The sequence below is a fragment of the Harryflintia acetispora genome, assembly GCA_004340125.1.
GTDB lineage: Bacteria > Bacillota > Clostridia > Oscillospirales > Ruminococcaceae > Harryflintia > Harryflintia acetispora.
The window spans coordinates 202,994-225,229 of record SLUK01000002.1 but is presented as its reverse complement, the minus strand read 5'-3'; the positions used below and the strand labels follow the sequence as shown (position 1 = coordinate 225,229).

General features: G+C 60.7%; 20 protein-coding genes. 5 read left to right on the top strand and 15 right to left on the bottom strand.

The window, feature by feature from the left end; translation table 11 throughout:
* Window positions 1-123: 123 nt before the first annotated feature.
* From spoIIR to EDD78_RS03675, 5 genes are all read right to left on the bottom strand, one after another.
* Window positions 124-732 carry a stage II sporulation protein R gene (spoIIR, locus tag EDD78_RS03695; protein WP_132084004.1) on the bottom strand — a complete coding sequence of 203 codons (609 nt, stop codon included), beginning with the start codon at window positions 730-732 and terminating at the stop codon, window positions 124-126.
* 70 nt (window positions 733-802) lie between these two features.
* Window positions 803-1,690 carry a 4-(cytidine 5'-diphospho)-2-C-methyl-D-erythritol kinase gene (gene ispE / locus EDD78_RS03690; RefSeq protein WP_079699350.1) on the bottom strand — a complete coding sequence of 296 codons (888 nt, stop codon included), beginning with the start codon at window positions 1,688-1,690 and terminating at the stop codon, window positions 803-805.
* A gap of 32 nt (window positions 1,691-1,722) precedes the next feature.
* Window positions 1,723-2,862 (bottom strand): DUF362 domain-containing protein, encoded by a 1,140-nt coding sequence (locus EDD78_RS03685; RefSeq protein ID WP_132084003.1) that lies wholly within the window; start codon window positions 2,860-2,862, stop codon window positions 1,723-1,725.
* Window positions 2,863-2,865: 3 nt separating this feature from the next.
* Window positions 2,866-4,038 carry an aminotransferase class I/II-fold pyridoxal phosphate-dependent enzyme gene (locus EDD78_RS03680; protein ID WP_132084126.1) on the bottom strand — a complete coding sequence of 391 codons (1,173 nt, stop codon included), beginning with the start codon at window positions 4,036-4,038 and terminating at the stop codon, window positions 2,866-2,868.
* A complete protein-coding gene (locus EDD78_RS03675) occupies window positions 4,038-4,514 on the bottom strand; it encodes an Lrp/AsnC family transcriptional regulator (RefSeq protein ID WP_079699352.1) in 477 nt (158 codons plus the stop codon). The genes EDD78_RS03680 and EDD78_RS03675 overlap by 1 nt, the downstream gene beginning before the upstream one ends.
* Before the next feature lie 148 nt (window positions 4,515-4,662).
* Here EDD78_RS03675 and EDD78_RS03670 point away from each other — a divergent pair, with 148 nt between their 5' ends.
* Complete coding sequence (locus EDD78_RS03670; protein WP_132084001.1) at window positions 4,663-6,039, top strand: DnaD domain protein; 1,377 nt, start codon at window positions 4,663-4,665, stop codon at window positions 6,037-6,039.
* A gap of 1 nt (window position 6,040) precedes the next feature.
* The gene (locus EDD78_RS03665) at window positions 6,041-7,825 is read left to right on the top strand and encodes an ABC-F family ATP-binding cassette domain-containing protein (protein WP_132083999.1); all 1,785 of its coding nucleotides are present in this window, start codon (window positions 6,041-6,043) and stop codon (window positions 7,823-7,825) included.
* A 25-nt stretch (window positions 7,826-7,850) separates the two neighbouring features.
* On the opposite strand, the gene EDD78_RS03660 is transcribed toward EDD78_RS03665, so the two are convergent.
* The 5 genes from EDD78_RS03660 to EDD78_RS03640 form a co-directional block, all read right to left on the bottom strand.
* Entirely contained in the window at window positions 7,851-8,879 is a 1,029-nt protein-coding gene (locus EDD78_RS03660) for an ABC transporter permease (RefSeq protein ID WP_132083998.1), read from the bottom strand.
* Window positions 8,876-10,279: an efflux RND transporter periplasmic adaptor subunit gene (locus EDD78_RS03655; protein ID WP_079699357.1), complete on the bottom strand. Its 1,404-nt coding sequence runs from the start codon at window positions 10,277-10,279 to the stop codon at window positions 8,876-8,878. The genes EDD78_RS03660 and EDD78_RS03655 overlap by 4 nt, the downstream gene beginning before the upstream one ends.
* A gap of 7 nt (window positions 10,280-10,286) precedes the next feature.
* Window positions 10,287-11,135 (bottom strand): carbohydrate ABC transporter permease, encoded by an 849-nt coding sequence (locus EDD78_RS03650; RefSeq protein WP_242942161.1) that lies wholly within the window; start codon window positions 11,133-11,135, stop codon window positions 10,287-10,289.
* Window positions 11,132-11,995 (bottom strand): carbohydrate ABC transporter permease, encoded by an 864-nt coding sequence (locus EDD78_RS03645; RefSeq protein WP_132083996.1) that lies wholly within the window; start codon window positions 11,993-11,995, stop codon window positions 11,132-11,134. Before EDD78_RS03645 ends, EDD78_RS03650 begins: the two co-directional genes overlap by 4 nt.
* Before the next feature lie 86 nt (window positions 11,996-12,081).
* Complete coding sequence (locus tag EDD78_RS03640; protein ID WP_132083995.1) at window positions 12,082-14,373, bottom strand: ABC transporter substrate-binding protein; 2,292 nt, start codon at window positions 14,371-14,373, stop codon at window positions 12,082-12,084.
* 186 nt (window positions 14,374-14,559) lie between these two features.
* On the opposite strand from EDD78_RS03640, the gene EDD78_RS03635 reads away from it, so the two are divergent.
* On the top strand, window positions 14,560-15,240 hold the full coding sequence (locus EDD78_RS03635; protein WP_132083994.1) for a response regulator transcription factor: 681 nt from the start codon (window positions 14,560-14,562) through the stop codon (window positions 15,238-15,240).
* The gene (locus EDD78_RS03630; protein ID WP_132083993.1) at window positions 15,233-16,534 is read left to right on the top strand and encodes a sensor histidine kinase; all 1,302 of its coding nucleotides are present in this window, start codon (window positions 15,233-15,235) and stop codon (window positions 16,532-16,534) included. The genes EDD78_RS03635 and EDD78_RS03630 overlap by 8 nt, the downstream gene beginning before the upstream one ends.
* A 44-nt stretch (window positions 16,535-16,578) precedes the next feature.
* Here EDD78_RS03630 and EDD78_RS03625 read toward each other — a convergent pair whose 3' ends face one another.
* The 5 genes from EDD78_RS03625 to EDD78_RS03605 form a co-directional block, all read right to left on the bottom strand.
* Window positions 16,579-17,109: a PadR family transcriptional regulator gene (locus EDD78_RS03625; protein ID WP_132083992.1), complete on the bottom strand. Its 531-nt coding sequence runs from the start codon at window positions 17,107-17,109 to the stop codon at window positions 16,579-16,581.
* The gene (locus EDD78_RS03620) at window positions 17,109-17,432 is read right to left on the bottom strand and encodes a carboxymuconolactone decarboxylase family protein (protein ID WP_079699363.1); all 324 of its coding nucleotides are present in this window, start codon (window positions 17,430-17,432) and stop codon (window positions 17,109-17,111) included. The genes EDD78_RS03625 and EDD78_RS03620 overlap by 1 nt, the downstream gene beginning before the upstream one ends.
* A 245-nt stretch (window positions 17,433-17,677) precedes the next feature.
* A complete protein-coding gene (locus EDD78_RS03615; RefSeq protein ID WP_132083991.1) occupies window positions 17,678-18,400 on the bottom strand; it encodes an amino acid ABC transporter ATP-binding protein in 723 nt (240 codons plus the stop codon).
* Window positions 18,384-19,097 (bottom strand): amino acid ABC transporter permease, encoded by a 714-nt coding sequence (locus EDD78_RS03610; protein WP_350308573.1) that lies wholly within the window; start codon window positions 19,095-19,097, stop codon window positions 18,384-18,386. The genes EDD78_RS03615 and EDD78_RS03610 overlap by 17 nt, the downstream gene beginning before the upstream one ends.
* 84 nt (window positions 19,098-19,181) lie before the next feature.
* Window positions 19,182-20,081, bottom strand: coding sequence for an ABC transporter substrate-binding protein (locus EDD78_RS03605; protein WP_132083990.1), 900 nt, complete (start codon window positions 20,079-20,081; stop codon window positions 19,182-19,184).
* A gap of 322 nt (window positions 20,082-20,403) precedes the next feature.
* Between EDD78_RS03605 and typA the strand changes: the two genes are divergently transcribed.
* The gene (typA, locus tag EDD78_RS03600) at window positions 20,404-22,221 is read left to right on the top strand and encodes a translational GTPase TypA (protein ID WP_079699366.1); all 1,818 of its coding nucleotides are present in this window, start codon (window positions 20,404-20,406) and stop codon (window positions 22,219-22,221) included.
* The last annotated feature ends 15 nt before the right edge of the window (window positions 22,222-22,236 follow it).

Sequence of the window (22,236 nt, the reverse complement as noted above, 5' to 3'; positions counted from 1 at the left end):
GCCGAGGGTGCCCTCTCTTTCTTGCGGCAAAGCGGCCTGCTTCTTCCCGTCACAGCCTTTTCCTTATCAGGTAAGCGCATCATCACTTACCTTAAGGAATTATAGACCCAAAACGCGCCGCTGTCAAGCCGACAATTCCCGATTCTTTTTGAGCCCTTCCAGGATTTCGAGAATTTTGAAGCGGGGCTCATATTGCGGATTGCCCGAGGCCACTGGATCGCTTTCCAGCTGCGCGAGGTCCTCGATGTCCGCCGCTGCGGGAACACAGATGGGCGGATAGAGCACGCACCACCAGTTGTGCCCCTGCGCTTCCCCAATGGTGATCCGCACCGCGTCGTAGTCTCCGGCGGGCATGGTGATGGTGCCGTAGCTGCGCGTTTCAAAATGCATGTTGATCAGCTTCGCCTGCACCGGATAGTCGTAGCCATTCCCCTGGATCACCCGCCGCGCGATCTCCTCGGCCCTGGGCAGCAGCATCTGGGCCGTATGCTCCGCCTCGTCGCGGTCTCTACTCTGGGAAAGCTCTTCGCCGAGCTCGCGCAGGATCGCGTCCCGCACCTCGAGCTTGATCTGCTGGTCGAACGCTTCGTCGGAATTGGCCAGGATGTGCAGGCGCAGCACCTGCCCCTGGAGCCTGTCGCTCTGCGCGGCAAAGGCCGCGATGGAGCTCAGCAAAAGTGCCAGCAGCAGTCCGCCCAGAAGTGAAATCTCAATCTTTTTAAGCCCAAACATATGTAAAAACCGTCCTTTTTCCTTGATACCACAAGGTTGGACGGTTTTTATGCCTCTTATACGAAATATTCTATTTTTTTCCATCCACGGCCCGCGCGCCGTAAGGCACCGGCCGGGTGATAAAGACCGCATCGGCATGGGTCAACAGCTTGCGGTGGGCGTGGCGCACGGCGCGCTTGTTGTCAAAAAGCCCGATCACCGCGCTGCCGCTGCCGGTCATCACAGCGCCCAGGGCGCCGCATTGGAGCATAATGCTCTTATACAGTCCGACCTGGGGCAGCTCGCAGACCTCCTCGAGGACGTTATACATTTCATGCCCGAGATCGGGCAGGTTCCCGGAGAGGATGGTCGCCATCATCTGCTCGGTGTTCGGATGGAGCCTCTTCCCCGCCCGGTCGTACCGCCTGAAGCTGTCGGGCGTGGAAATCCCGGTATCCGGCTTGGCGATCAGGATAAAGCACCCGGGCAGGGCCGGCAGGTCGGTGAAGATATCGCCCACCCCCTCGCAGAGCATGGTGCCCCCGCGCAGGCAAAACGGCACGTCCGCCCCGACGCGCACCCCCAGCGCGCAAAGCTCGCTTTGCGAAAGACCGGCCTGGTACAGGTCGTTGAGCCCCACCAGCGCCGCAGCTGCGTCCGAGCTGCCGCCGCCCAATCCCGCCTGCATGGGAATGTTTTTGATGATCTCAATATGGACCGCGGGGTTCTTTATTCCCGTGTGCTCGAAAAAGAGCTGGGCCGCGCGGTAGGCGGTGTTGGTGGTGTCGCAGATCAGCTGCTCCCGGTCGCAGTCAATGAAAATTCCCGGAAACTCGCCGGGGCCCAGAATCAGATAATCGAACAGATCCACCGTCTGCATAACCGAGCGCAGCAGGTGATAGCCATCCTCCCGCACCCCGGTAATGTCCAGCGAAAGGTTGACCTTGCAGGGCGCGCCCACAATGACTGTCTTTTTCATCCGCTCTCGTTCCCTCCACCTCTTTTGTCTGTCTATATATCGAACAGTTTCAGCCTCTTGATCCCGATCGCCCTGGGCGGGCACATCTCGTGGCAGCAGTAGCAGCGAATACAGTTTTTGTAGTCGATGACCGCCTTGCCATGATCAATTTTTATCGTGTGCGCCGGACAGGACTGCGCACAGCGCCCGCAGCCGATGCACTGCTTCATTTCGACCTTCGGGCTGGGCTTGGCAAAACGCCCGGCGAGGCTGCGCACCACGGGGCGCAGCGGGGCCGGGACCGAACCGAGGAAGTCCAGCGACTTGGAGCGCGGGCGGCGAAAGTCCTTGATCACCGCGGGCGGCTCCCCCGCCCTTTCAATCAAATCCTCCGGCGGCGCAAGGGAGCGGACGGCGGCCAGGGAGAGCATCTTGACCTCCCCAAGATTCAGCACCCGTGCAAGCTCCACATCCAGCGCGAAGAGGTCCCTGCTCCCGGCGAGGAAGCCGGTCCCTCGCGGCGTGCCGCCCGAGGGGCCGTCTCCCTCCATCGCGACGATCCCGTCCACCAGGGTGATGGCGGGACTGACGGTCTGCGCAAGGTCGAGGAGCATCTGGCAGAAGCGCTCCTCCTCCACAAAGCGGTAGTGCAGCTCCGGCTTTTGCAGCCCCGGCACGCAGCCAAACAGGTTCTTGATCCCGCCCGAAAGGGTGGTCATACAGTGCGTTTTGAGCTTGGGCAGGTTCACCACCAGATCGGCCCCTGCCACGGGGTCAATGATATTGAAACCCGAGCAGACCCGGTAATCCTCGCATTTGATCTCCCGCCATCCGGTGTCGAAATTGAGCTTCGCCCCGGTGAGGGAGGCCGCCTCTTTCATCCCGCTGGCCGAATAAATGCCCTCGAGCGCGCCCTTGGTATAAGGTCCGCCCGGGCTGTCGGCAATGGTGATCTCCCCGGCCCCCAGCTCCTGCAGCGCCTCTATCACGCAGCGCACCACCATCGGGTGGGTGGTGGTGTGCTGCTGCGGCTCCCGCTTCATCAAAAGATTCGGCTTGACGGTGACCCTTATGCCGGGCTTCACCAGCTCGGCCGCGCCGAGCAGCCGGAACTGGCGGCGCACCGCGTGGAGCACCGCCTGGTATTCATAATCCTCCACCCGGGTGAAGGCGACCAGGTTCTTCACTGACATGGGCTATCCTTTTCTCTCCTGCAAAAATTCTTCGATCCGCTTGATGGCGTTGACCAAATAGCTCACCGAATAGGAATAGGATACCCGCACATATCCCTCGCCCGCCGCCCCGAAGGCGGTGCCGGGCACCACTGCCACCCGCTTGGAATAGAGCAGTTCCTGGCAGAACTCGTCGCTGCTCATCCCGGTGGATTTGATCGAGGGGAAGACGTAAAACGCCCCCTCGGCCGGGAAGCAGTGCAGGCCGATCCGGTTAAACTCCCCCACGCAGAGCCGGCGGCGCACGTCGTACTCGTCCGCCATTTTGCGGATTTCGTCGTCGCAGCTGCGCATGGCCGTGACGGCGGCGTATTGGCTGGTGGTGGGCGAGCACATGATGGCGTACTGGTGGACCTTGAGCATCTGAGCGGTGATCGGCGCGGGGGCACAGACATAGCCGATCCGCCAGCCGGTCATGGCATAGGCCTTGGAAAACCCGCTGACCAGGATGGTCCGCTCGCGCATCCCCTCGATCGAGGCGATCGAGACATGCCGCCGCTCGCCATAGGTCAGCTCGGCGTAGATCTCGTCCGAAAGCACGATGATGTTGGTGTCCCGCAGTACCCCGGCGATCTCCTCGAGCTCCTTTTGACGCATGACAGCGCCGGTCGGGTTGTTGGGGTACGGGAAGATCAGCAGCTTGCTCTTATCGGTGATCCGCTCCTTGAGTGCGGCGGCGCACAGCTTGAAGTCGTCCTCCTCCCGGGTTGGGATCGGGACCACCTTGGCGCCGGTGAGCAAGGCGATCGGCGCATAGGCGACGAAGCAGGGCTCGGGTACGAGCACCTCGTCGCCGGGGTTAATCAGGGAACGGATGGCAAGGTCGATGGCTTCCGACCCGCCGACGGTGACGATGACCTCATCGACCGGGTTATAATCGAGCTCGAAGCGGCGGCGCAGGTAGTTTGTGATCTCCACCTTGAGCTCTTTGAGCCCGGCGTTGGCGGTGTACCAGGTGCGGCCCTTTTCCAGGGATTCGATCCCCGCGCGCCGGATGGAATAAGGGGTCTTGAAATCCGGCTCCCCCACCCCGAGGGAGATCACACCCTCCATCTCGCTGGCGAGGTCAAAAAATTTTCTTATTCCCGAGGGGCTCAGCTCCTGAACCCGTTCGGAGAGGACAGACGAGTAATCGATCACAGTACCGTTACCTCCCTCTCGTCCCCTTCCTCCCCGCAGAGAACCACGCCCCGTTCCTTATAGCGGCGCAGGACGAAGTGTGTCGCGGTGGAGAGCACCGAATCCAAAGGAGAGAGGCGGTAGGCGACAAACATGGCGATGTCCTTAAAGGATTCGCCCGAAACGGTCACCGCCAGATCATAGCCCCCGCTCATCAAATAGACCGACTCCACCTCGGGAAATTCCATGATGGTCTTGGCAATCTCTTCAAAGCCGCAGTCCCTTTTCGGGGAAACCCGAAGCTCGATAAGCGCGCTGACATAATGCCTCTCGGTCTTGTCCCAGTCGATGATTGCCCCGTAAGAGCGGATAATCCCCTCCCGCTCATAGCGCTCCAGCTCGGCCGCCACTTCCTCGGCCTTCATCCCGGTCATGGTCGCCAGCTGTTCGAGAGAGAGTCTGGAATTCTCCTCCAAGAGACGTAAAAGCTTCATCGAGCACAGCTCCTTTTCATTTTGATTTCTCTCATTATAGCCCATCCGTTTTGGGAAGTAAACCGTTAATTTCCCGATGCGCCTTTTGACCTTTTATGATATAATATATTTTTAAAGCAACTATTTACATCATCTTGGAGGTTCTTCCATGGCCTATAAGCTGGATTTCGGCATCTGGGGAAATATTTTCGCGGTCCCCACCCAGATCGTGGACAAGCATATCAAGACCTGCGGCTCCGCCTCGCTCAAGGTTCTGCTGGTGCTGCTGCGCCACAATGAACAGTCCCTGTCCCTGGCAGAGCTCGCCGCCCTCGTCGGCCTCTCCACGGCGGACGCACAGGACGCTCTCAACTACTGGATCGCTTCGGGCGTTCTCATGGAGGAGACGCTTGGAGGGGACAGCCTGCTGCAGCCCGCGAGAGCGGGCCAGGAACCGCAGACGCCCGCTCCCGCGCCTGATACCGTCCCCCTCAAGGCCGGAGAGCCGCAAACGCCGGAGCAGAAGATCGTAAAACCCCCAGTCCGCGGACGGCTGGCACCCGAGGAAATTTCCTCGTTGGCGGCCAAAGACCAGCAGGTCTCCACCCTGCTGCAGGAGGCGCAGGAAATTCTGGGCAAGACCATCTCCCCCTCTGGGATGGAAGCGCTCGTTTCGCTCTACAGCTACGGCGGGATGGAGGTCGAGCTGATCCTGATGGTGATCCAGTACTGCGTTTCGATCGGCAAAAGCAGCCTGCGCTACATCGAAAAGACCGCCTACGACTGGATCGACCGGGGAATCGACACCTTTGACAAGGCGGAACAGCACATCCTCTCCCTCACCCGCAAAAACGACTATGAGGGCAAGATCAAATCGGCCTTTGGGATCTTTTCGCGCAACCTGACCGCCAAGGAAATGGACTATGTGACCAAATGGTTCGACCAGTACGGCTTTGAGCTGCCGCTCATCCAGCTGGCCTACGAGCGCACGGTGGACAACACCGGCAAGCTCTCCTTCCCCTACTGCGACTCGATCCTCTCCCGCTGGCACGAAAAGGGGATCAAGACCCCCCGCCAGGCGGTGGACGAAATGAACGCGCCCCAAAGGGCGGCGCAGAGCGAATATCAGCCAAAGGCGCGCACCTTTGGGAGCGGCCCCCTCGCCCCGCCCTCCCCGCAAAAGGAGCGGTACGACAAGGCCCACGCCGAGCTTCAGCAGCGGCGCAACGCCGCGCGGGAGATCGCGGCCAAGCGTAAGGAGGAGGTCTATGGGAAGCTGCCGCGCCTCAAACAGATCGACACGGCGCTGGCCAAGACCGGGTTCGAGGTCTCCAAGGCGGTGCTGCTGGGCGGAAACACCGGCGACCTGATCGCCCGCCTGCGGGAAGAGAACCTTACACTGCAGCAGGAAAAGGAAGCGCTTCTGGTACATAACGGCTATGCGCCCGATTATCTGGAAATCCCCTATCGCTGCAAGAAATGCGAGGACAAGGGCTACCGGCCCGACGGAGAAGCCTGCGACTGCCTCAAGGAATTGGTGAGATAAATTGAACCTGCTGACTGCACAACAGATTACGAAAAGCTACGGCGTGACCCCGCTGCTCGATGGGGTTACGCTGGGGATCGGCGACAATGAAAAGATCGGAGTGATCGGGCAAAACGGCGCGGGCAAGAGCACCCTGCTCAAAATCATTGCCGGGGTGGAGGAACCCGACGCGGGCGAGATCACAAAAATGAACGGCCTGCATATAGGGTACCTGCCGCAGAACCCCGACTTTCGCGGGGAGCGAAGCGTCCTTTTGCAGGCCATGGCCGGGATCGAACAGCAAAACCGGGAGGCCGCCGAATATGAATGCAAGGCCATCCTCACCCGGTTGGGGGTAAACGATCTCGGCCAAAAGGTCGGCGAGCTTTCGGGCGGGCAGAAAAAGCGGGTGGCGTTGGCCGCCGCGCTGGTCACGCAGGTGGACCTGCTGATCCTCGACGAGCCGACCAACCATATCGACAACGAGATGATCGAGTGGCTGGAGGACTACCTGCGGCGCTACAAGGGAGCGCTGCTGATGATTACCCATGACCGGTACTTTCTGGACCGGGTGACAAACAGGATCGTGGAGGTCGCGGGCGGCAGCCTTTACTCCTATGAGGCCAATTACTCCGGCTTTCTCTCGCTCAAGGCACAGCGGGAGGAGAGCCTTGCCGCCAGCGCGCGCAAGCGCCAGGCCCTGCTGCGCAAGGAGCTCGCCTGGATCCAGCGGGGCGCGAAAGCCCGCGGAACCAAGGCGCGCTTTCGGGTTGAGCGCTTCGAGGAGCTCAGCGCCCAGCCTGCCCAAAAGAAAGCACAAGGGTTGGAGCTTCGCTCCCTCTCCTCGAGACTGGGGAAAAAGATCATTGAAATCGAAGGCATCTTTAAAAGCTACGGGGAACGAACCCTGATCAAGGATTTTTCCTATAACCTGCTGCGGGACGACCGGCTCGGCCTTATCGGTCCGAACGGTTGCGGGAAGAGCACCCTGCTGAAAATCATCCTCGGGCTGGTATCCCCCGACAGCGGCCAGGTGGAAAAAGGGGCCACGGTGAAGATCGGATACTTCTCACAGGAGTGCGGGGAGATGGATCCCTCCCAGCGCGTGATCGATTACATCAAGGACACCGCGCTCAACATCCAGACCCCGGACGGGGTGTTGAGCGCCTCGCAGATGCTCGAAACCTTTCTCTTCACCCCCGATATGCAGTATACCGCCGTCGGCAAGCTGTCGGGCGGTGAGCGCCGGCGGCTCTATCTGCTGCGCATCCTGATGGACGCGCCGAACGTGCTGCTGCTCGACGAGCCCACCAACGACCTGGACATCGAAACACTGACGGTGCTGGAGGACTATCTGGACACCTTCCCCGGCGCCGTGATCGCCGTCTCCCATGACCGGTACTTCCTGGACCGGGTGGCGAGGCAGGTCTTCGTCTTCGAGGACGGCAGCGTCCTCACCGGCTATGTCGGCGGTTACAGCGACTACCTGAGCTGCCGCAAGGAGGAGGAGCCCGAGCGCGGCGCGCCTGCGAGAAAGGTCCCCGCCGCCGGGCGCCAGCGCGAGAGGAAGCTGCGCCTGAGCTTTAAGGAGCAGCGGGAGCTGGAAACGATCGACGGAGAGATTGCGGCGCTCGAAGAGGCGCTGCAAGAAAACGAACGGCAGCTGGCCGAGCAGGCAAGCAACTATGCCGCGCTGCAGGGGCTGACCGCCGAAAAGGAGGGTCTGCAAGCGCAGCTCGATGAAAAAATGGAGCGGTGGGTCTATCTAAACGACCTGGCGCAGCGGATCGCCGAGCAGGACTCCTAGCATTAAAGCGGCCGGATGATTACAATCATCCGGCCGCTCTTCTTTTAATGAGCAGGACCATGGCAAGGGAGGAGAGCAGTGCGCCGCCGGCCGCCTTCCCCCATTCCTTCCAGTAGAGCAGGTCGGGGATCAGCTTTTCACTGCGCAAAAGCTCCACAAGGCTCTCCCCCCAAGAGGAAAAGAGCCGCTGCCAAAACTCGAAGTCCGACCAGCGGGTGGGCACCATGCTCTGGGGAAAGCTGATCCGCACCCCGGAAAGCCAGAAGGCCAGAACCAGGATCAGGACCAGGGCGCCAAGATCGAGCGCAAAGAGGAAGGGCGTGTGGCGCAACCGCCAGAGGGCTTGCAGCAGCAGCCAGAGCAGCACGCACGCCAGGATCAAAAACGGCAGAAAGAGCAAAAACCGACCCAGGGAGTTAAAACCGCCCAGCAGCAGGATTGCGTCCGCCTCTTCGAGGGCATGGCGCACCCGAAATTCCTCGGCCGCCGCGCGCCGGTCCTTCCCGGGCGGCGGCTCCAGCGCCAGGGTGGAGAGTACCCGCTGCTCCGCCGCGGCCGGGAGGAGCACCACCCCGCCCGCCGCCTCGCTCACCCCACGCACGGTATAGTCCTTTCCATCGTAGCGAAGGGTTTCCCCCGTCACCTGGCGGCTGCCCCAAAGTCGATAAGCCGCGCTCTCATCCACCACGCACCCGTCGCCCCCGGCGGCCGGGTAATACCCTGACAGCAGGGGGGCGGACATCGCCCGGTCCATCCGGCCCCAGGTCCAAAGCAATGTCAGCTGCGCCTCCCGCACAGGCGCCTCTGTGGACACCTTCTTTTGCTCCTGCTGCCCAAAGGCCGTCAGGGGCAGGGCACCGCTCCCCTGTTGCGCCTCGCTCCCGGCGATCTCGTCAAGCTCCCGGGGAGAAAAGGCCTCCTCCCGATAACGCAGCTGTACGGTGGCGGGCACGCGTTCCAGCCGCCCGACGCTTTGCAGGGTGATGAGCCAGCCCGCCGCCAAGGAAAGAAGCAGCAGCGTGCCAAGGCAGAGCTCTTTTATCCGCCCGCTCATGGCTGCGGCTCCTCTAAGCGCACACGGTCCCCGTCATAGATGCTCTTGCTGGAGGAGACGATGATCTCGTCCTGGCCGCTCAGCGCGCCGCTGACGGCTGCGCGGGTATCATTGCTGTCCTCCAGCGTGACGCTCACCCGTTCGGCCGTCTTGACCCGGCCAAGCACGGTTTCGCTTTCCGTGAGGCGCAGCACGTATTGGTCGCCCTCGGCGCCGTGCAGCGCCCCGATGGGCACGCAGACCGGGTAATTGTCCCCCTTCTTGCTGATCTGCATGGTTGCCGACTGCCCAAGCTCCCCCTCGGGCACCAGGGCGACCACCTCCACCGCGCCCGGCTCCTGCGAGGAGGGGGCAATGGTCTCGATGACGCTCTGTATCTCCTTTTGCTTGCCGGGCAGGAAAACCGACACCCGGTCCCCGCGCGCGGCGTATTTGGCTTCGTCGCTGTCCAGCGTCACGCCCAGCCGCCAGCCCTGTGAACTCTCGGCGATGACGACGCTCGCTTCCCCGGTGGTCTTTTTCCCGGTGCTGATCCCGAGCTCGGTCACCACCCCGTCGAGCTCGCTGAGCACCTGCCCTTCCTGGGCAAGTACGGTCTGCAAATCGGCGATCTGTAAATCCAGAAGCTGGATGTCTAGCGCGAGCACCTGCGCCTCAGCCCCCTCCGGGTCGGTGAGCGCGGCGTCCTCGATGGCCCGCTTGGCCGCCAGGACCGCCTCGTCCCGCGCGCGCAGGGCGTCGTTATAAGCGCGCTTCTTTTCCTTGGCGCGCTCCTCGAGGGTGTCCAGCTCGCTGCGGGAGGAGCCGATGGACCAGTCGTCGTCATCGTCCCTGTCGTGGTCGTCCCAGAATTCATCGACCCGGTCCTCAGCGTCTTTCCAGTCGCTTTTCGCTCGGCGCATCTCGGACTGCGCCTTTTCCAGGGCGTATTCATAGTCCTCCTCGGCGCGCTCCTGCGCGCGCTCGGCGGCCGTTTCCTCCTTCTGCTGCGCACGCTGAGCCGCCGCCAGCTGAAGCTGGTATTTCTGCCGCTCCAGCCGTTTTTCGGCCAGCTGGCGCTGCACGTCGGCGGTGTCCAGGGTAAAGAGCAGGTCCCCTTCCTTGACCAGGCTCCCAAGGTGTACCTCCACGCTTCGTACCAGGATTCCTCCCACTGCCACCGCGGCCGACTCATGGTTGGCGCCTAAGATTCCGTCCTTGCGCACCTGGTGCTCAATGGCGGCGTTTTTGGGTCGCTCGGTCGTCACCCGCGCCACCGTCAGGGAATCCGCCGCCCGGGACAGGAGGGTCAGCAGCAGCATAAGCAGGAGAAAGCCGAGCAGCAGCCGCACCAGTTTTTGCTGGCGGGAGAGCGGCTTCCCCGTATCCAATTGATACTTTATCAGTTCCCGAAATTTCATCTTGCTCCTACTCCTTTAGCCCCGCGGCCTTAATCCCGGCCTCCAGATAGCGCTGGCCGAGCATGAATATGAGGATGGCCGGCAGCAGGGTGATCACCGAGGCCGCCAGGGACAGCCCCGCCTTGTCCGCCACGATGGTGGGCAGGAAAAGGGAGAGCGGCCAGAGGGTACGCTCATGCAGGAAGGTCAGCGGCTGCTCGATCATGTTCCAGTACTCCAGAAAGCCGAGCACCATCGCCGACATGATCCCCGCCCCGCCCAAAGGGACCCCGATGTATAGGAATACCTGCAGCTCGTTGGCCCCGTCGAGCGATGCCGACTCGAGCACCGCGCCCGGTATCCCGCAGAAAAAGCGGTACATGATAAAAACCGGAAAGGTGGAAAAGGCCGCCGGCAGGATGATCCCCAGATGGGTATCCAGGAGGCTCAGGCCGTCCAGTACCAGGTAATTTGAAACCATCGTCACCTGGAAGGGCATGAGCATGAGCACGATGTAGACGGTGAAGAGCAGGTTTTGCAGCTTCCCCTTCCACCTCGCAAAGCCCCAGGCGGCGGGCGCGCCCACCAGCAGTTGTCCGAGCAGGATGCCGCCCGCCAGCTTGACCGAATTCCAGAACATCACAAAAAATTGGGGCGAGTCGAGCAGCAGCTCGACATAGGGCCGCAGGGTCGGGTACTGGGGCAGCAGGCTCCAGCGGGCGAACCCCTCTTCTCCGGCGAGCACCGGCCCCAAATCCTCGAGCAGCTCGGCCACCCCCATGAAGGAGCCGCCCACGATCAGCAGGATCGGCAGCCAGACCGTGAGGGAAAGCAGGGTGGGAAAAAGCAGCGCCAGCGCCTTTCTGAGCGTTTTCACAGCTCGCCCTCCCCCTCCCAGGCGCGGCGCAGCAGCAGGATCAGCCCAAAGATGATCAGTCCCACCAGCACCGCCGCCGCACACAGCTTATCCATGTCTAGGTCAGCGAACCAGTTGTTGAAGAGATGCTGCAGCAGATACATGCTGCTGTGCGGATAGTCCCCCGCCACCAGGTAGGCCTCGCGGAATACCTTAAAGGAATTGAGAAAGGAAAGCACCGTGATGGTGTAAAGGGTCGGAAGCAGATTGGGCAAGGTTATCGCTGTAAAGCATTTTAGCTTTCCAGCTCCATCCACTGCCGCGGCCTCATAAAGGCTGGGGGAAATCCCCGACAGCCCGGCCAGCCAGAGGATCATGTCGTAGCCGAGGTTTTTCCAGATATAGCTGACCACCAGCACCCAGAAGGAAAACCCGGTCTTCATCCAGTCCATCCCCTGCAGCCCCAGCCCGTCGAGGAAGGCGCTGAGCAGGCCGTTTTGATGAAACAGCACCTTCCAGAGCAGCACCACCGAGGCGACCGGGATCGCCATCGGGATCAAAAAGGTGGTCTTAAAGACCCCCGCCTGCTGCGGGTGGCCGTAAAGCGCCAGCGCGACGAGCAGCGAGAGGACGATCAGGGCGGGGATACAGATCAGCACAAAGCGCACTGTGTTGCCGCCCGCCTGTAAGAACGCCCCGTTGTGCAGTACGGTATCGTAGTTTTGCAGCCCGACGAATACGCCGTTCATGGTCTGTGAAAAGGAACGGCGCACCACGTCCGTGAACGGAAGGAGGACGAACCATGCCACTCCCAAAAGGCTTGGCAGCACGAACCAAAACCAGGTCCATTTCCTCCTGCCGCTTCTTTTGCTGCCAAGCATGGCGCTCCTCCCTTCCCTGTTTTCGCAAGGTAGCCGCCCGCCCCGATGGACGGACGGCTGCCTCGCTCATAATTAATTTTGCTTTCTTACTCCGCCAGATAAGCCTGGGTGCGCTGCACCAGGGCTGCGGTGGCCTCCCCGGCCGTCTTGGCGCCGGCAAAGAAATCCTTTGTCTCATCCAGGATCATCTGCAGCAGCACCGGATCGGCCGTGGAGGGGGTGGAAAGGCCCTTGATCTTCTCCATGATCCCGGCCATCGTCTCGTCGCTCGGCCAGATAATCTGGAAAATTTTCTCTTCCCCATCGATGTAAAGCGGGGCCTGCATCCCGTCGTCCCCTTCTTCATACGGGGTCAGCGCGCTTTCGTCGAGCGCCTTGATATTCAGGCAGTAGCCGTCCTCGAAGTCGTTCTTCTGCACTTCGTAGGAAAGGACGGTCTCGATCAGCCCAAGAGCGTTTTCCTGCTGGGTGGAATTCTGGTTGATCCCCAGCAAGGTCTGCGGCACATAGACGTTCTGCGCCTGCCCGGGCAGGATGGCAAATTTTCCGTCGCCGCGGTAGGTCGCCGCCGCATCGGGCGAGGCGAGGTCTTCGGTGGTCTGGGAAAGGCCCAGCACGGTGTTGACCAGCCCATTGGCCCAGTAGACCCCTCCCCAAAGGAAGTTGGTGCCCTCGTCGTCAAAGGGATACGGATAGTCGGCGGGGATCTCCTGCACGGCGTCGGCGATCCGCTTGATATCGGTCAAAAACTTCTCAAACTCGGCTTCCTTGATGCTCCCGTCCTCGTCCCGCCAGGCCGGCGCGCAGGTATAGTAAAAGTCGGAAATCAGCTGCTCGGGCTTCATGCGGATAAGCGCTCTCGCTTGCGGATTCCTCTCATGCTCGGCGACGACCCAATCGGCGAAGCTGCTTAGATCCTTCGCACTGTCGATCAGCTCGCTCGGGCCCCAGAGCTCGGGCACCCCGAAGCGGGCAGGCACGGCAAAGAGCTTGCCGTCCTTACTGTAGGTATTCGCAATGTTTTCGAGCAGCTCGCCGCTCTGCGCCAGCGGCGAGACGGCGGAGGACAGGTCGCTGAGGACCCCCTTCTCGATATAGCTGTCGATCGGCAGAGAGTCGAGTACCAGCAGGTCGGGGCCCTTGCCCGCGAGCAGTTCGGTGTTCAGCGAGCGGATGGCGTCCGAGGCGGTGATGGCGGTGTCCGGATCGAGCGCGACGGTAAAGTTGATCCGAAGCTCCGGGTGCTCACGCTGATAAAGCCCGATGGCCTGGCGCAGGGTGCTGCTGTCGCTGAGGGAATAGACGTTCATCTCCTCGGTGGGCACCGCGGGGGTGTCGGCCGAGAAGGTATAATGGAGCAGCTGGTAGCCGTCGTCCCCGGAGGAGCGCACCAGGAAGTCCCCGTTTTCCATCTCGAAGATACTGCCGATATGGACCGAAGGCATACCCAGCGAGGTGAGGGAGCCTTCGACGATCTGTTCCCAGACGCTGCCGTCGAGCAGATAGCGGTAAATGCCGGTGCTGTCCGCCCGCACGATCGACTTCTGGTCCTCCCCGACACTCAGCGCGCCGCCGCCGGAATACCCTTCCATCGGGATGGTCTCGCCGGTGGCCTCCCCGCTCTCCAGATCGTACAGCACGATCTCATTGCCGCTGACGATATAGACGGTGCCACCGATGAGCAGGTAGTCGTCCACTCCGTTTTGGGGGACAAAGGAATTTTTCTTCTTCCCGCTTGCCAGGTCATAGGATGCGAGGGTGCCGTAATTCTCCACCACCATGTCGCCATTGTCCGCGATCTGATAGCCGGTGAAGGCATCGCGCCCCATACTGTCCTTGTCCATCTCGATAGAAAGCTCGGTCATCGTGCCGTCGGGCGCGACCTTCATATGGTGGTCCGGCGGATAGGTCAAATCCTCGGGAATCTCGCCGGTGCTCATCGCTTCGTTGAGAATATCCTGGAACTCCTGGGAGTAGACGGTGTAGGTAAAATAGAAATTTCCCTCTCTGTCATAGGTTGCCGCCTGGATAAAGGCGTCGCTGTCAAGGTTGGAAAGCGGGCTTTCCTCCTCCTTCTGCCAGCTCTTCCCGCCGTCCTTCGAGCTGTAGAAATACCAGGGGTGGAAGGTTCCGGGATCGAAAATGCTCCCCAGCACTCTCAGCGAGCCGTCCGAAAGACGGAACATGCCCGCCGAACGGGTGACCTCCTGCGGCCAGGCGTATTCTTCCTCTATGTATCTGCCCATCGCGGTATTCCCGGCCTTCGGGACATCCCCAGAGCTCGACTGCGCCGGCGTATCCGAGCCGGAGCAGGCGCTGAGCAGCCCCAAACTTCCGGCCAGCAGAAACGCAAGCAGACGTTTTCCAAACTTTTTCATGCCGTTTCCTCCAAAAAAATGTTATGATGTACTCTGGAACACATGGTATCATCCCAATCTCTAAATTTTCTCCAAAGGCTCAATCGTCTCGATATTGAAAAGCCGTTCAACGTGTCTTTTTTCAAGGAAGGTTAGAGGAAAGGGTGGTAGAGTAAGGATCAGAACAGACAAAGGAGGATAAGCGCCATGCGAATCCTGATGATCGAGGATGACGAAGCGCTCTGTGAGGCGGTCATCTTTCAGCTCCGGCAGGAGGGCTATACCGTGGACGCTTGCAGCGACGGGGACGACGGGCTGCGCTACATACTCGAAGGGGCGTACGACCTGGTAATTTTAGACCGCATGCTCCCCCGCCTAGGCGGGCTCGAAATCCTGCGCCGGGCACGCCGGGCGGGAAACACCACCCCGGTGCTGATGGTGACTGCGCTCGACGGGATCGGGGACCGGGTGGACGGGCTGGATGCGGGAGCAGACGACTATCTGGTCAAGCCCTTCGCCATCGAGGAGCTGCTTGCGCGCATCCGGGCGATGGGCCGCCGGCCCCGCGCCTGGGAGAGCAGCCAGGTTATGAGCTTCGGGGACGTCTCCTTCGACGGGATGGAAAAGAAGCTCATGCGCGGCGGGAAGGAGTGCTCCCTCTCCAAGCGGGAGGCGGACCTTTTTGAAATGTTCTTCAAAAACCCCAGCCAGACCCTCCCGCGGCAGACCCTGCTCTCCCGCGTATGGGGCCCGGACGCCATGGTGGAGGACGGGAACCTCGACAACTACATCCACTTTTTGCGGCGCAGGCTGCGCGCGGTCGGCAGCGCCTTGCAGATCAAGACGGTGCGCGGCACCGGCTACCGGCTGGAGAAGAGCGATGTTTAAAAAGCTGCATTTGCGCCTGACCCTGCTGTGCACCCTGATTACAGCCGTCATTCTGACCTCGATGGCGGCCGGAGTGCTCTATATCGCCCAGCGCCAGCAGGAGGAGAGCGACGCCGTCGCACTGCGCAGCGACCTCAACTCCATCCTGTACCATCTGCAGTTCCAGTCGGTGATCGACCGCTCCTGGCTGGCGCAGACCGAAAACGGAAACCGTCTGCTCATCCATATCGAGGACAAGGGCTCCCCCCTGCGCTTCGAGGGCAGCTACCCCACCTCCACCGACCGCGCGCAGCTGATCGCGCTCGGCAAGGAGGCAGCCGCGGCAAAGGGGTTTCACTGGTCAGAGCCGCCCTCCTCGACCATCGAGGCGGACGTCGTCACCTTCTCGCTGTCAGGAGAGGCGGGCGAGCCCTATCTCGGAGCCGCTGCGGCCACCTCCACCCCGATGGGCTGGCTCAACCTCATCGTGCTCAAAGATATGCGCCTCCCCTATCTCCAAGGGATCTGCCGGCTGGAGCTCTTCGCCGCATTGGTGCTGATGGGAACCTTGCTGCTCGCCCTTTTCAGCTGGTGGTTCACCGGCCGGGCCCTGCGCCCGGTGGAGGAGAGCCGGGTGCGCCAGACCCGCTTCATCGCCGCCGCCTCGCATGAGCTGCGCAGCCCGCTTGCCGTGATCGGCACCAGCGCCTCGGCCATCCCGAAGGCCGCGCCCGAGCAGGCGAAGCGCTTCGCCGCCGCCATCGGGACCGAATGCCGCAGGATGTCCCGGCTGGTGGACGACCTGCTGCTTTTGGCCGGCCGGGATGCCAAGACCTGGAGTGTGAGCTTTCAGCCGCTGGAGGTCGAAACCCTGCTGCTGGACACCTGCGAGCTCTATGAGAGTCTGGCCGCCGAGCGGGGAATCTCGCTGCGGCTGCTCCTGGAGGACGAAGAGCCGCTGCCCAAAATCCAGGGGGACCGGCAGCGCCTGGGGCAGGTGCTCTCGGTGCTGCTGGACAACGCGCTGTGCTATACCCCCAGAGGCGGCAGGATCACTCTATGCGTCAAGGTACCCCACAACGCTTTGCAAATCCTGGTTTCGGACACCGGAAACGGAATCCCGGACGAGCACAAGGCGCATATCTTCGAGCGCTTTTACCGGGTCGAAAGCTCCCGCTCGAACAAGGAGCACTACGGTTTGGGACTCTCGATCGCGAAAGAAATCGTCGAGCTGCACAGAGGCCATATCTTTGTGCGGGATACTCCGGGCGGCGGCGCCACCTTCGTGGTGGAGCTGCCTTCTGAACGGCATTAAAAGAGCCCCTCCGGCTTCGTTTTACGAAGCCGGAGGGGCTCTTTTCAGCGGTCTTCTTCATCGAAATCCCGCTCAAAGCCCCGGATCCAATCCAACAGGGTGTGCGCCACCGCAACCTGCTGGCCGAGCACCGCGCGGCCCACCAGGGGAATATGCTCACGCTGCGCGGCCATCTCCTCCATAAAATCCCTCGTGCCTGCGATGTTTTCCTTGATCTCCCCGATCAACCGCCGGGACTGCGCGGGCGGAAGCTTATTGAGGTTGGCCACCACAGCGTTGAAATCGAAAAGGATGGACACCGACTGCCGGGCGATCCCCTCCATCAGCTCGGCAAAATATTCCCGTCCCAGCGGGGTGATGGAATAGACTGTCTTTGCCGGCTGGCTGCCGCCCGGCTGGCTTTCGCAGGAGAGGAAACCCCGCTGTGCGAGGCTCTGCACCTTCTTATAAATCGAGGGGGTGCTCACCTTGACCCAGCGGTCGAGGTTGCGGTAATTGACCGCCTTCTGGATGTCATAGGCGCTCAGCGGCTGCTCATGCACCAGCCCCAGGATGATGAGATCGACGGTGGACATCAAAGCGGTTCACCCGCCTCGTCAAAGGCCTTCAGCGCCGGGGCGAGCGACCCGGTGATCACCAGCCCGACCGCGGGCAACCCCGCGAGGATGGCGCTTTTCACTTCGTCCCGGGTGGCGCCCAGCGCCTTTGCATGGCGCACATGGAAGTCCATGCCGCTCCTTAGCCCCACCGCTGCGAGCACCGAAAGGTAGCACAGCTCCTGCACCTTCGGCCCGAGCGCGCTGGCGGATGATATCTTCATCACCGACTCCATGTAAGCCTTGCCTACCTCGCCCGATTCATCCATAAAAACCTGGAAATCATTGCTGACATGCTCCATAAAATAACCATTCCTTTCTGGACGTTTCGTGCCGGTTTCGCCGTGCGAAATTGCCGCTACCGGCGGTATAGGCACAAAACTCTGCGTTTGAAATACCCTCTGTATAGCAGTATAAACTATAGTACTATATTTTATAGTTCAAGTCAATTGGGCGTATAAACTTTCAATGCCGGCCAGGAACCGAAACAGAGAAAAAGAATGCCGTGAGGTTTCCTTACGGCATTCTTTTTCAGATACGATATAGGTCACAGCACCTTGGAAAGGAAGTCCCTGAGGCGCGGATTCTTCGGATTGCTGAAGAACTCCTGCGGCGGGGCCTGCTCGACGATCTGCCCCTCGTCCATGAAGAGCACCCGGGTGGCCACCTCGCGGGCGAAGCCCATCTCATGGGTGACCACCACCATGGTCATCCCCTCCAGCGCCAGCTCCTTCATCAGCTCGAGCACCTCCCCCACCATCTCGGGGTCGAGCGCGGAGGTGGGCTCGTCGAAGAGCATGACGTCCGGGTTCATGGCCAGGCTGCGCACGATGGCGATCCGCTGCTTCTGCCCGCCCGAGAGCTGGGGCGGATAGGCCTCTGCCTTATCGCTTAGCCCGATCCGCTCGAGCAGCTTCATCGCGTTTTTGTCGGCCTCTTTCTGGCTTTGCAGCCCGAGCTGGACCGGCGCTAAAGTAATATTGCGCAGAACCGTCAGATGGGGAAAGAGGTTGAAGTGCTGGAAGACCATCCCCATCTTCTGGCGCATCTTGTTGATGTCGCACTTCTTGTCGGTGATGTTGACCCCCTCGAAGGTAATCTCCCCCGAGGTGGGCTCCTCAAGCAGGTTGAGGCAACGAAGGAAGGTGGACTTGCCCGAGCCGGAGGGACCGATCACCACGACCTTTTCCCCCTGTGCGATCTGCTCGTCGATCCCCCTGAGGACCTTGTTGTCGCCGAAGGACTTATGTAGGTTATGAACGGAGATCACCCTTCTTCAGCCTCCTTTCCAGCAGCCCCAGGAGCTTGGTCATGCCCACAACCAGCACCAGGTAGATAATCGCGACCACGAAAAGCGCGGTCCCGTCAAAGGTATTGTTCTTGATCATTTCCCCCGCCTTGGTCAAATCGTGCATGGCGATGTAGCCCGCGACCGAGGTCTCCTTAAGCAGGGCGATGAATTCGTTGGCCAGCGCAGGCAGAATGTTCTTGACCGCCTGCGGCATAACGATCAGGCGCATGGTCTGGATCCGGTTGAGCCCGAGCGAGCGTCCCGCCTCGGTCTGCCCTTTGTCGATCGAGTCGATCCCGGCGCGGATGATCTCGGCGACATAGGCACCCGAATTGATCCCGAAGCCGATGATCGCGATTGGCAGCGCCTCCCGAATTCCGGTCAGGATGACGGTGGACCAGATCAGCAGCTGGACCACCACCGGCGTGCCCCTGATCACAGTGGTATACAGGTCGCACACCCATCCCAGGGGCGTCAGCTTTTTATTCCCCTGTGCGAAGTATTTGATCACCGCCACGATCACGCCGATCAGCGTGCCGATGATGGTGGCGAACACCGCCATGAGCAGCGTGTTCTTGAGACCCGTCAGGATCAGCTTGTACCGGTCCTGTACGAGCAGCGCGGTGTTCAGCTTATCCAGAATATCGCCGAATAGGCTGAGCGTCATTGCGTTCATACTCTTCCCCTTCCCTTGCAAAACAGGGCAGACAGCAGGATATTCTGCTGTCTGCCGAGGATTCGCATTCGGTTTTATCCCGTTTTACTGGTTGGACGTGTGCTTGACGATCATCTCTTCGATCTTGCCCTCGTCGGCCAGCTTCTGCAGGACGCTGTCCACCACCTGCTTGAGGGAATCGTTGCCCTTCATCATGGCGATGGAGTAGCTCTCCTTGTCATAGCCGGGGTCGTAAGCCTGCATCTTGTCAGGGTTGTTGGCGACGATCGCCTTGGCGGGCATCTCGTCGATAATCACGCAGTCCACACGCCCGAGCGCCATGTCGGCGGCGGCGTCAACCGCGCTCTTGTAGCGCTTGACCTCCTTGGGCTGCATGACCTCCGGATCGGAAGCGTAGTAATTGTCGCCCGTGGTGCCCTGCTGCACGCCGATGATCTTCCCGTTCGGGTCGAAGGTGGCGCCGTCCACGCCGGTGGGCAGGATCATGTACTGGGTGGTGGTGATGTAGGAGGTCGAGAAATCGACCGCCTTCTCGCGCTCCTCGTTGGCGGTGATGCCCGCGATCCCGAGGTCGCCCTTCCCGGTCTTGATGTAGTCGATGATCGGGTCGAAGTCCATGTTGGTGACGGACAGCTTGACGCCCAGCTCGTCAGCGATTGCCTGGGCGATCTCGACGTCCACGCCGGTGATCTCAGAGCCGTCGACATACTCGAACGGCGGGAAGGCGGCGTTGGTCAGCATGACAAGCTCGCCCTTCTCCTTGATCTTCTCAACGGTCGGCATGTTGCCGGTGTCGGCCGGAGCCTCGGATTCTTCGGAAGAAGCCTCCGAGCTTTCGGGAGCTTCGGCCTCGGAGCTCTCGGGCGCCGCCTCAGAGCTTGCGGGCTCGCTCGTCTCGGACGAAGTGGCGCCGCCGCCCGACGAGCAGGCGCCGAACACGGCCGTCATCGAAACGGCCAACAGGACTGCCAGAATCTTTTTCATATAAACTCCTCCAGTAATTGTTCGTTGTTTTATGTACCTCGTTTGAGGCTATGCATTTATTATACACTCAACGCCAGTAAAATCAAGAGTTTTTTGAAAAAATATTTATATTTATTCATCTTTATACAGTTATATCAGTTTTTTCTCCCCGTCCGGGCGTTATTTTTGTATCAAATGGCCGAGCTTTTCCCATCCTTTTCATATTGATGTATAAGACAAGAGAAAAAGATTGTGTTATAAGCGCGAATGTGGTAGAATAAATAGTTGTAAAAAATGAGTCGGAAAGCCCGCCGGAAGCGGGCAAACATTGGAGGAATCAGTTTTGATGAGAGAGGATTTGCGCAACGTCGCGATCATCGCGCACGTCGACCACGGCAAAACCACCCTGGTGGATGAAATGCTCAAGCAGGGCGGCGTGTTTCGGGAAAACCAGGTGGTCGAGGACCGCGTGATGGACAGCAACGACCTTGAGCGCGAGCGCGGAATCACCATTCTGGCCAAGAACACGTCCACCTATTATAAGGATGTCAAGATCAACATCATCGACACCCCCGGGCATGCCGACTTCGGCGGAGAGGTGGAGCGGGTGCTCAAGATGGTCAACGGCGTCATCCTGCTGGTGGATGCCTCGGAGGGCCCCATGCCCCAGACCCGGTTCGTGTTGCAGAAGGCGCTGGAGCTCGGACACCGGGTGATCGTGGTGATCAACAAGATCGACAAGCCGGACGCCCGGCTCAAGGAGGTGCCCGACGAGGTGCTCGAGCTGCTGCTCGATCTGGACGCCTCGGAGGAACAGCTCGATTCCCCCGTCATCTTCTGCTCGGGGCGGGACGGCACCGCCTCCTATTCCCCCGAGTTCCCGGGGAGCGATCTGTGTCCCCTCTTCGACAAGATTCTCGAGCAGATTCCGGCGCCCGAAGGCGATCTGGAAGGGCCGTTTCAGATGCTCGTCTCCTCGATCGACTACAATTCCTTTGTCGGCCGGATCGCCATCGGCCGGATCGAACGCGGGCAGGTCAAGCAGAATCAGGAGATCGTCGTCTGCGACTACCACGACCCGGAAAAGAAATTCAAGAGCAAGGTCGTCAACATCTATCAGTTCGACGGGCTCAAGCGGGTCCCCTGCACCGAAGCCAAGATGGGCGACATCGTGTGCATCTCGGGGATCGAAAATATCAGCATAGGCGACACCCTGTGCGCGACCGACGCGGTGGAGGCACTCCCCTTCGTCAAGATTTCCGAGCCCACCATGGAGATGACCTTCTCGGTCAACGACAGCCCCTTCGCCGGGCGCGAGGGCAAGTTCGTCACCTCCCGCCATCTGCGCGAGCGGCTCTACCGCGAGCTGCTCAAGGACGTGTCGTTGCGGGTGGAGGACACCGAGACCACCGAGAGCTTCAGGGTCTGCGGCCGGGGCGAAATGCACCTGTCCATCCTGATCGAAACCATGCGCCGCGAGGGGTACGAGTTCCAGGTCAGCACCCCGAAGGTGCTCACCAAGACCGAAAACGGCCAGCTGATGGAGCCGATGGAGGAGCTGGTGATCGACGTGCCCGAGGAATACATGGGCTCGGTCATGGAGAAGATGGGCCAGCGCAAGGGTGAGCTCACCCATATGACCCCCCAGGGCAGCCGGATGCGGATCGAATTCAAAATCCCTTCCCGGGGCCTGTTCGGCTACCGCAGCCAGTTCATGACCGATACCAAGGGCGAGGGGATCCTCAACACCATCTTTGCCGGATATGAGCCCCACAAGGGGGATATCCCCCGGCGCAACTACGGTTCACTCATCGCCTTTGAGACGGGCGAGTCGATCACTTACGGGCTTTACAACGCCCAGGAGCGCGGAGAGCTCTTCATTGGCGCGGGCGTGCCGGTCTACGAGGGGATGGTCGTCGGCCGCTCCCCCAAGGCGGAGGACATCGCGGTGAACGTCTGTAAGAAGAAGCAGTTGACCAACACCCGTGCCTCCGGCTCGGACGACGCGTTGCGCCTGGTTCCGCCCAAGCGCATGAGCCTGGAGGAATCGCTCGAATTTATCGGGGAGGACGAACTGCTCGAGATTACTCCGGAGAACATCCGCATCCGCAAGCGAATTCTCAATAACGCCCTGCGCATGAAGGCAAACTCCAAGAAATAATATAAGTTAAAAAAC

What these genes read in the sequence shown, in the direction of transcription:
- spoIIR (WP_132084004.1), bottom strand. Translation starts at nt 732, where the DNA reads ATGTTTGGGCTTAAAAAGATTGAGATTTCACTTCTGGGCGGACTGCTG.
- ispE (WP_079699350.1), bottom strand. Translation starts at nt 1,690, where the DNA reads ATGAAAAAGACAGTCATTGTGGGCGCGCCCTGCAAGGTCAACCTTTCG.
- EDD78_RS03685 (WP_132084003.1), bottom strand. Translation starts at nt 2,862, where the DNA reads ATGTCAGTGAAGAACCTGGTCGCCTTCACCCGGGTGGAGGATTATGAA.
- EDD78_RS03675 (WP_079699352.1), bottom strand. Translation starts at nt 4,514, where the DNA reads ATGAAGCTTTTACGTCTCTTGGAGGAGAATTCCAGACTCTCTCTCGAA.
- EDD78_RS03670 (WP_132084001.1), top strand. Translation starts at nt 4,663, where the DNA reads ATGGCCTATAAGCTGGATTTCGGCATCTGGGGAAATATTTTCGCGGTC.
- EDD78_RS03660 (WP_132083998.1), bottom strand. Translation starts at nt 8,879, where the DNA reads ATGAGCGGGCGGATAAAAGAGCTCTGCCTTGGCACGCTGCTGCTTCTT.
- EDD78_RS03655 (WP_079699357.1), bottom strand. Translation starts at nt 10,279, where the DNA reads ATGAAATTTCGGGAACTGATAAAGTATCAATTGGATACGGGGAAGCCG.
- EDD78_RS03645 (WP_132083996.1), bottom strand. Translation starts at nt 11,995, where the DNA reads ATGCTTGGCAGCAAAAGAAGCGGCAGGAGGAAATGGACCTGGTTTTGG.
- EDD78_RS03640 (WP_132083995.1), bottom strand. Translation starts at nt 14,373, where the DNA reads ATGAAAAAGTTTGGAAAACGTCTGCTTGCGTTTCTGCTGGCCGGAAGT.
- EDD78_RS03635 (WP_132083994.1), top strand. Translation starts at nt 14,560, where the DNA reads ATGCGAATCCTGATGATCGAGGATGACGAAGCGCTCTGTGAGGCGGTC.
- EDD78_RS03630 (WP_132083993.1), top strand. Translation starts at nt 15,233, where the DNA reads ATGTTTAAAAAGCTGCATTTGCGCCTGACCCTGCTGTGCACCCTGATT.
- EDD78_RS03625 (WP_132083992.1), bottom strand. Translation starts at nt 17,109, where the DNA reads ATGTCCACCGTCGATCTCATCATCCTGGGGCTGGTGCATGAGCAGCCG.
- EDD78_RS03620 (WP_079699363.1), bottom strand. Translation starts at nt 17,432, where the DNA reads ATGGAGCATGTCAGCAATGATTTCCAGGTTTTTATGGATGAATCGGGC.
- EDD78_RS03610 (WP_350308573.1), bottom strand. Translation starts at nt 19,097, where the DNA reads ATGAACGCAATGACGCTCAGCCTATTCGGCGATATTCTGGATAAGCTG.
- EDD78_RS03605 (WP_132083990.1), bottom strand. Translation starts at nt 20,081, where the DNA reads ATGAAAAAGATTCTGGCAGTCCTGTTGGCCGTTTCGATGACGGCCGTG.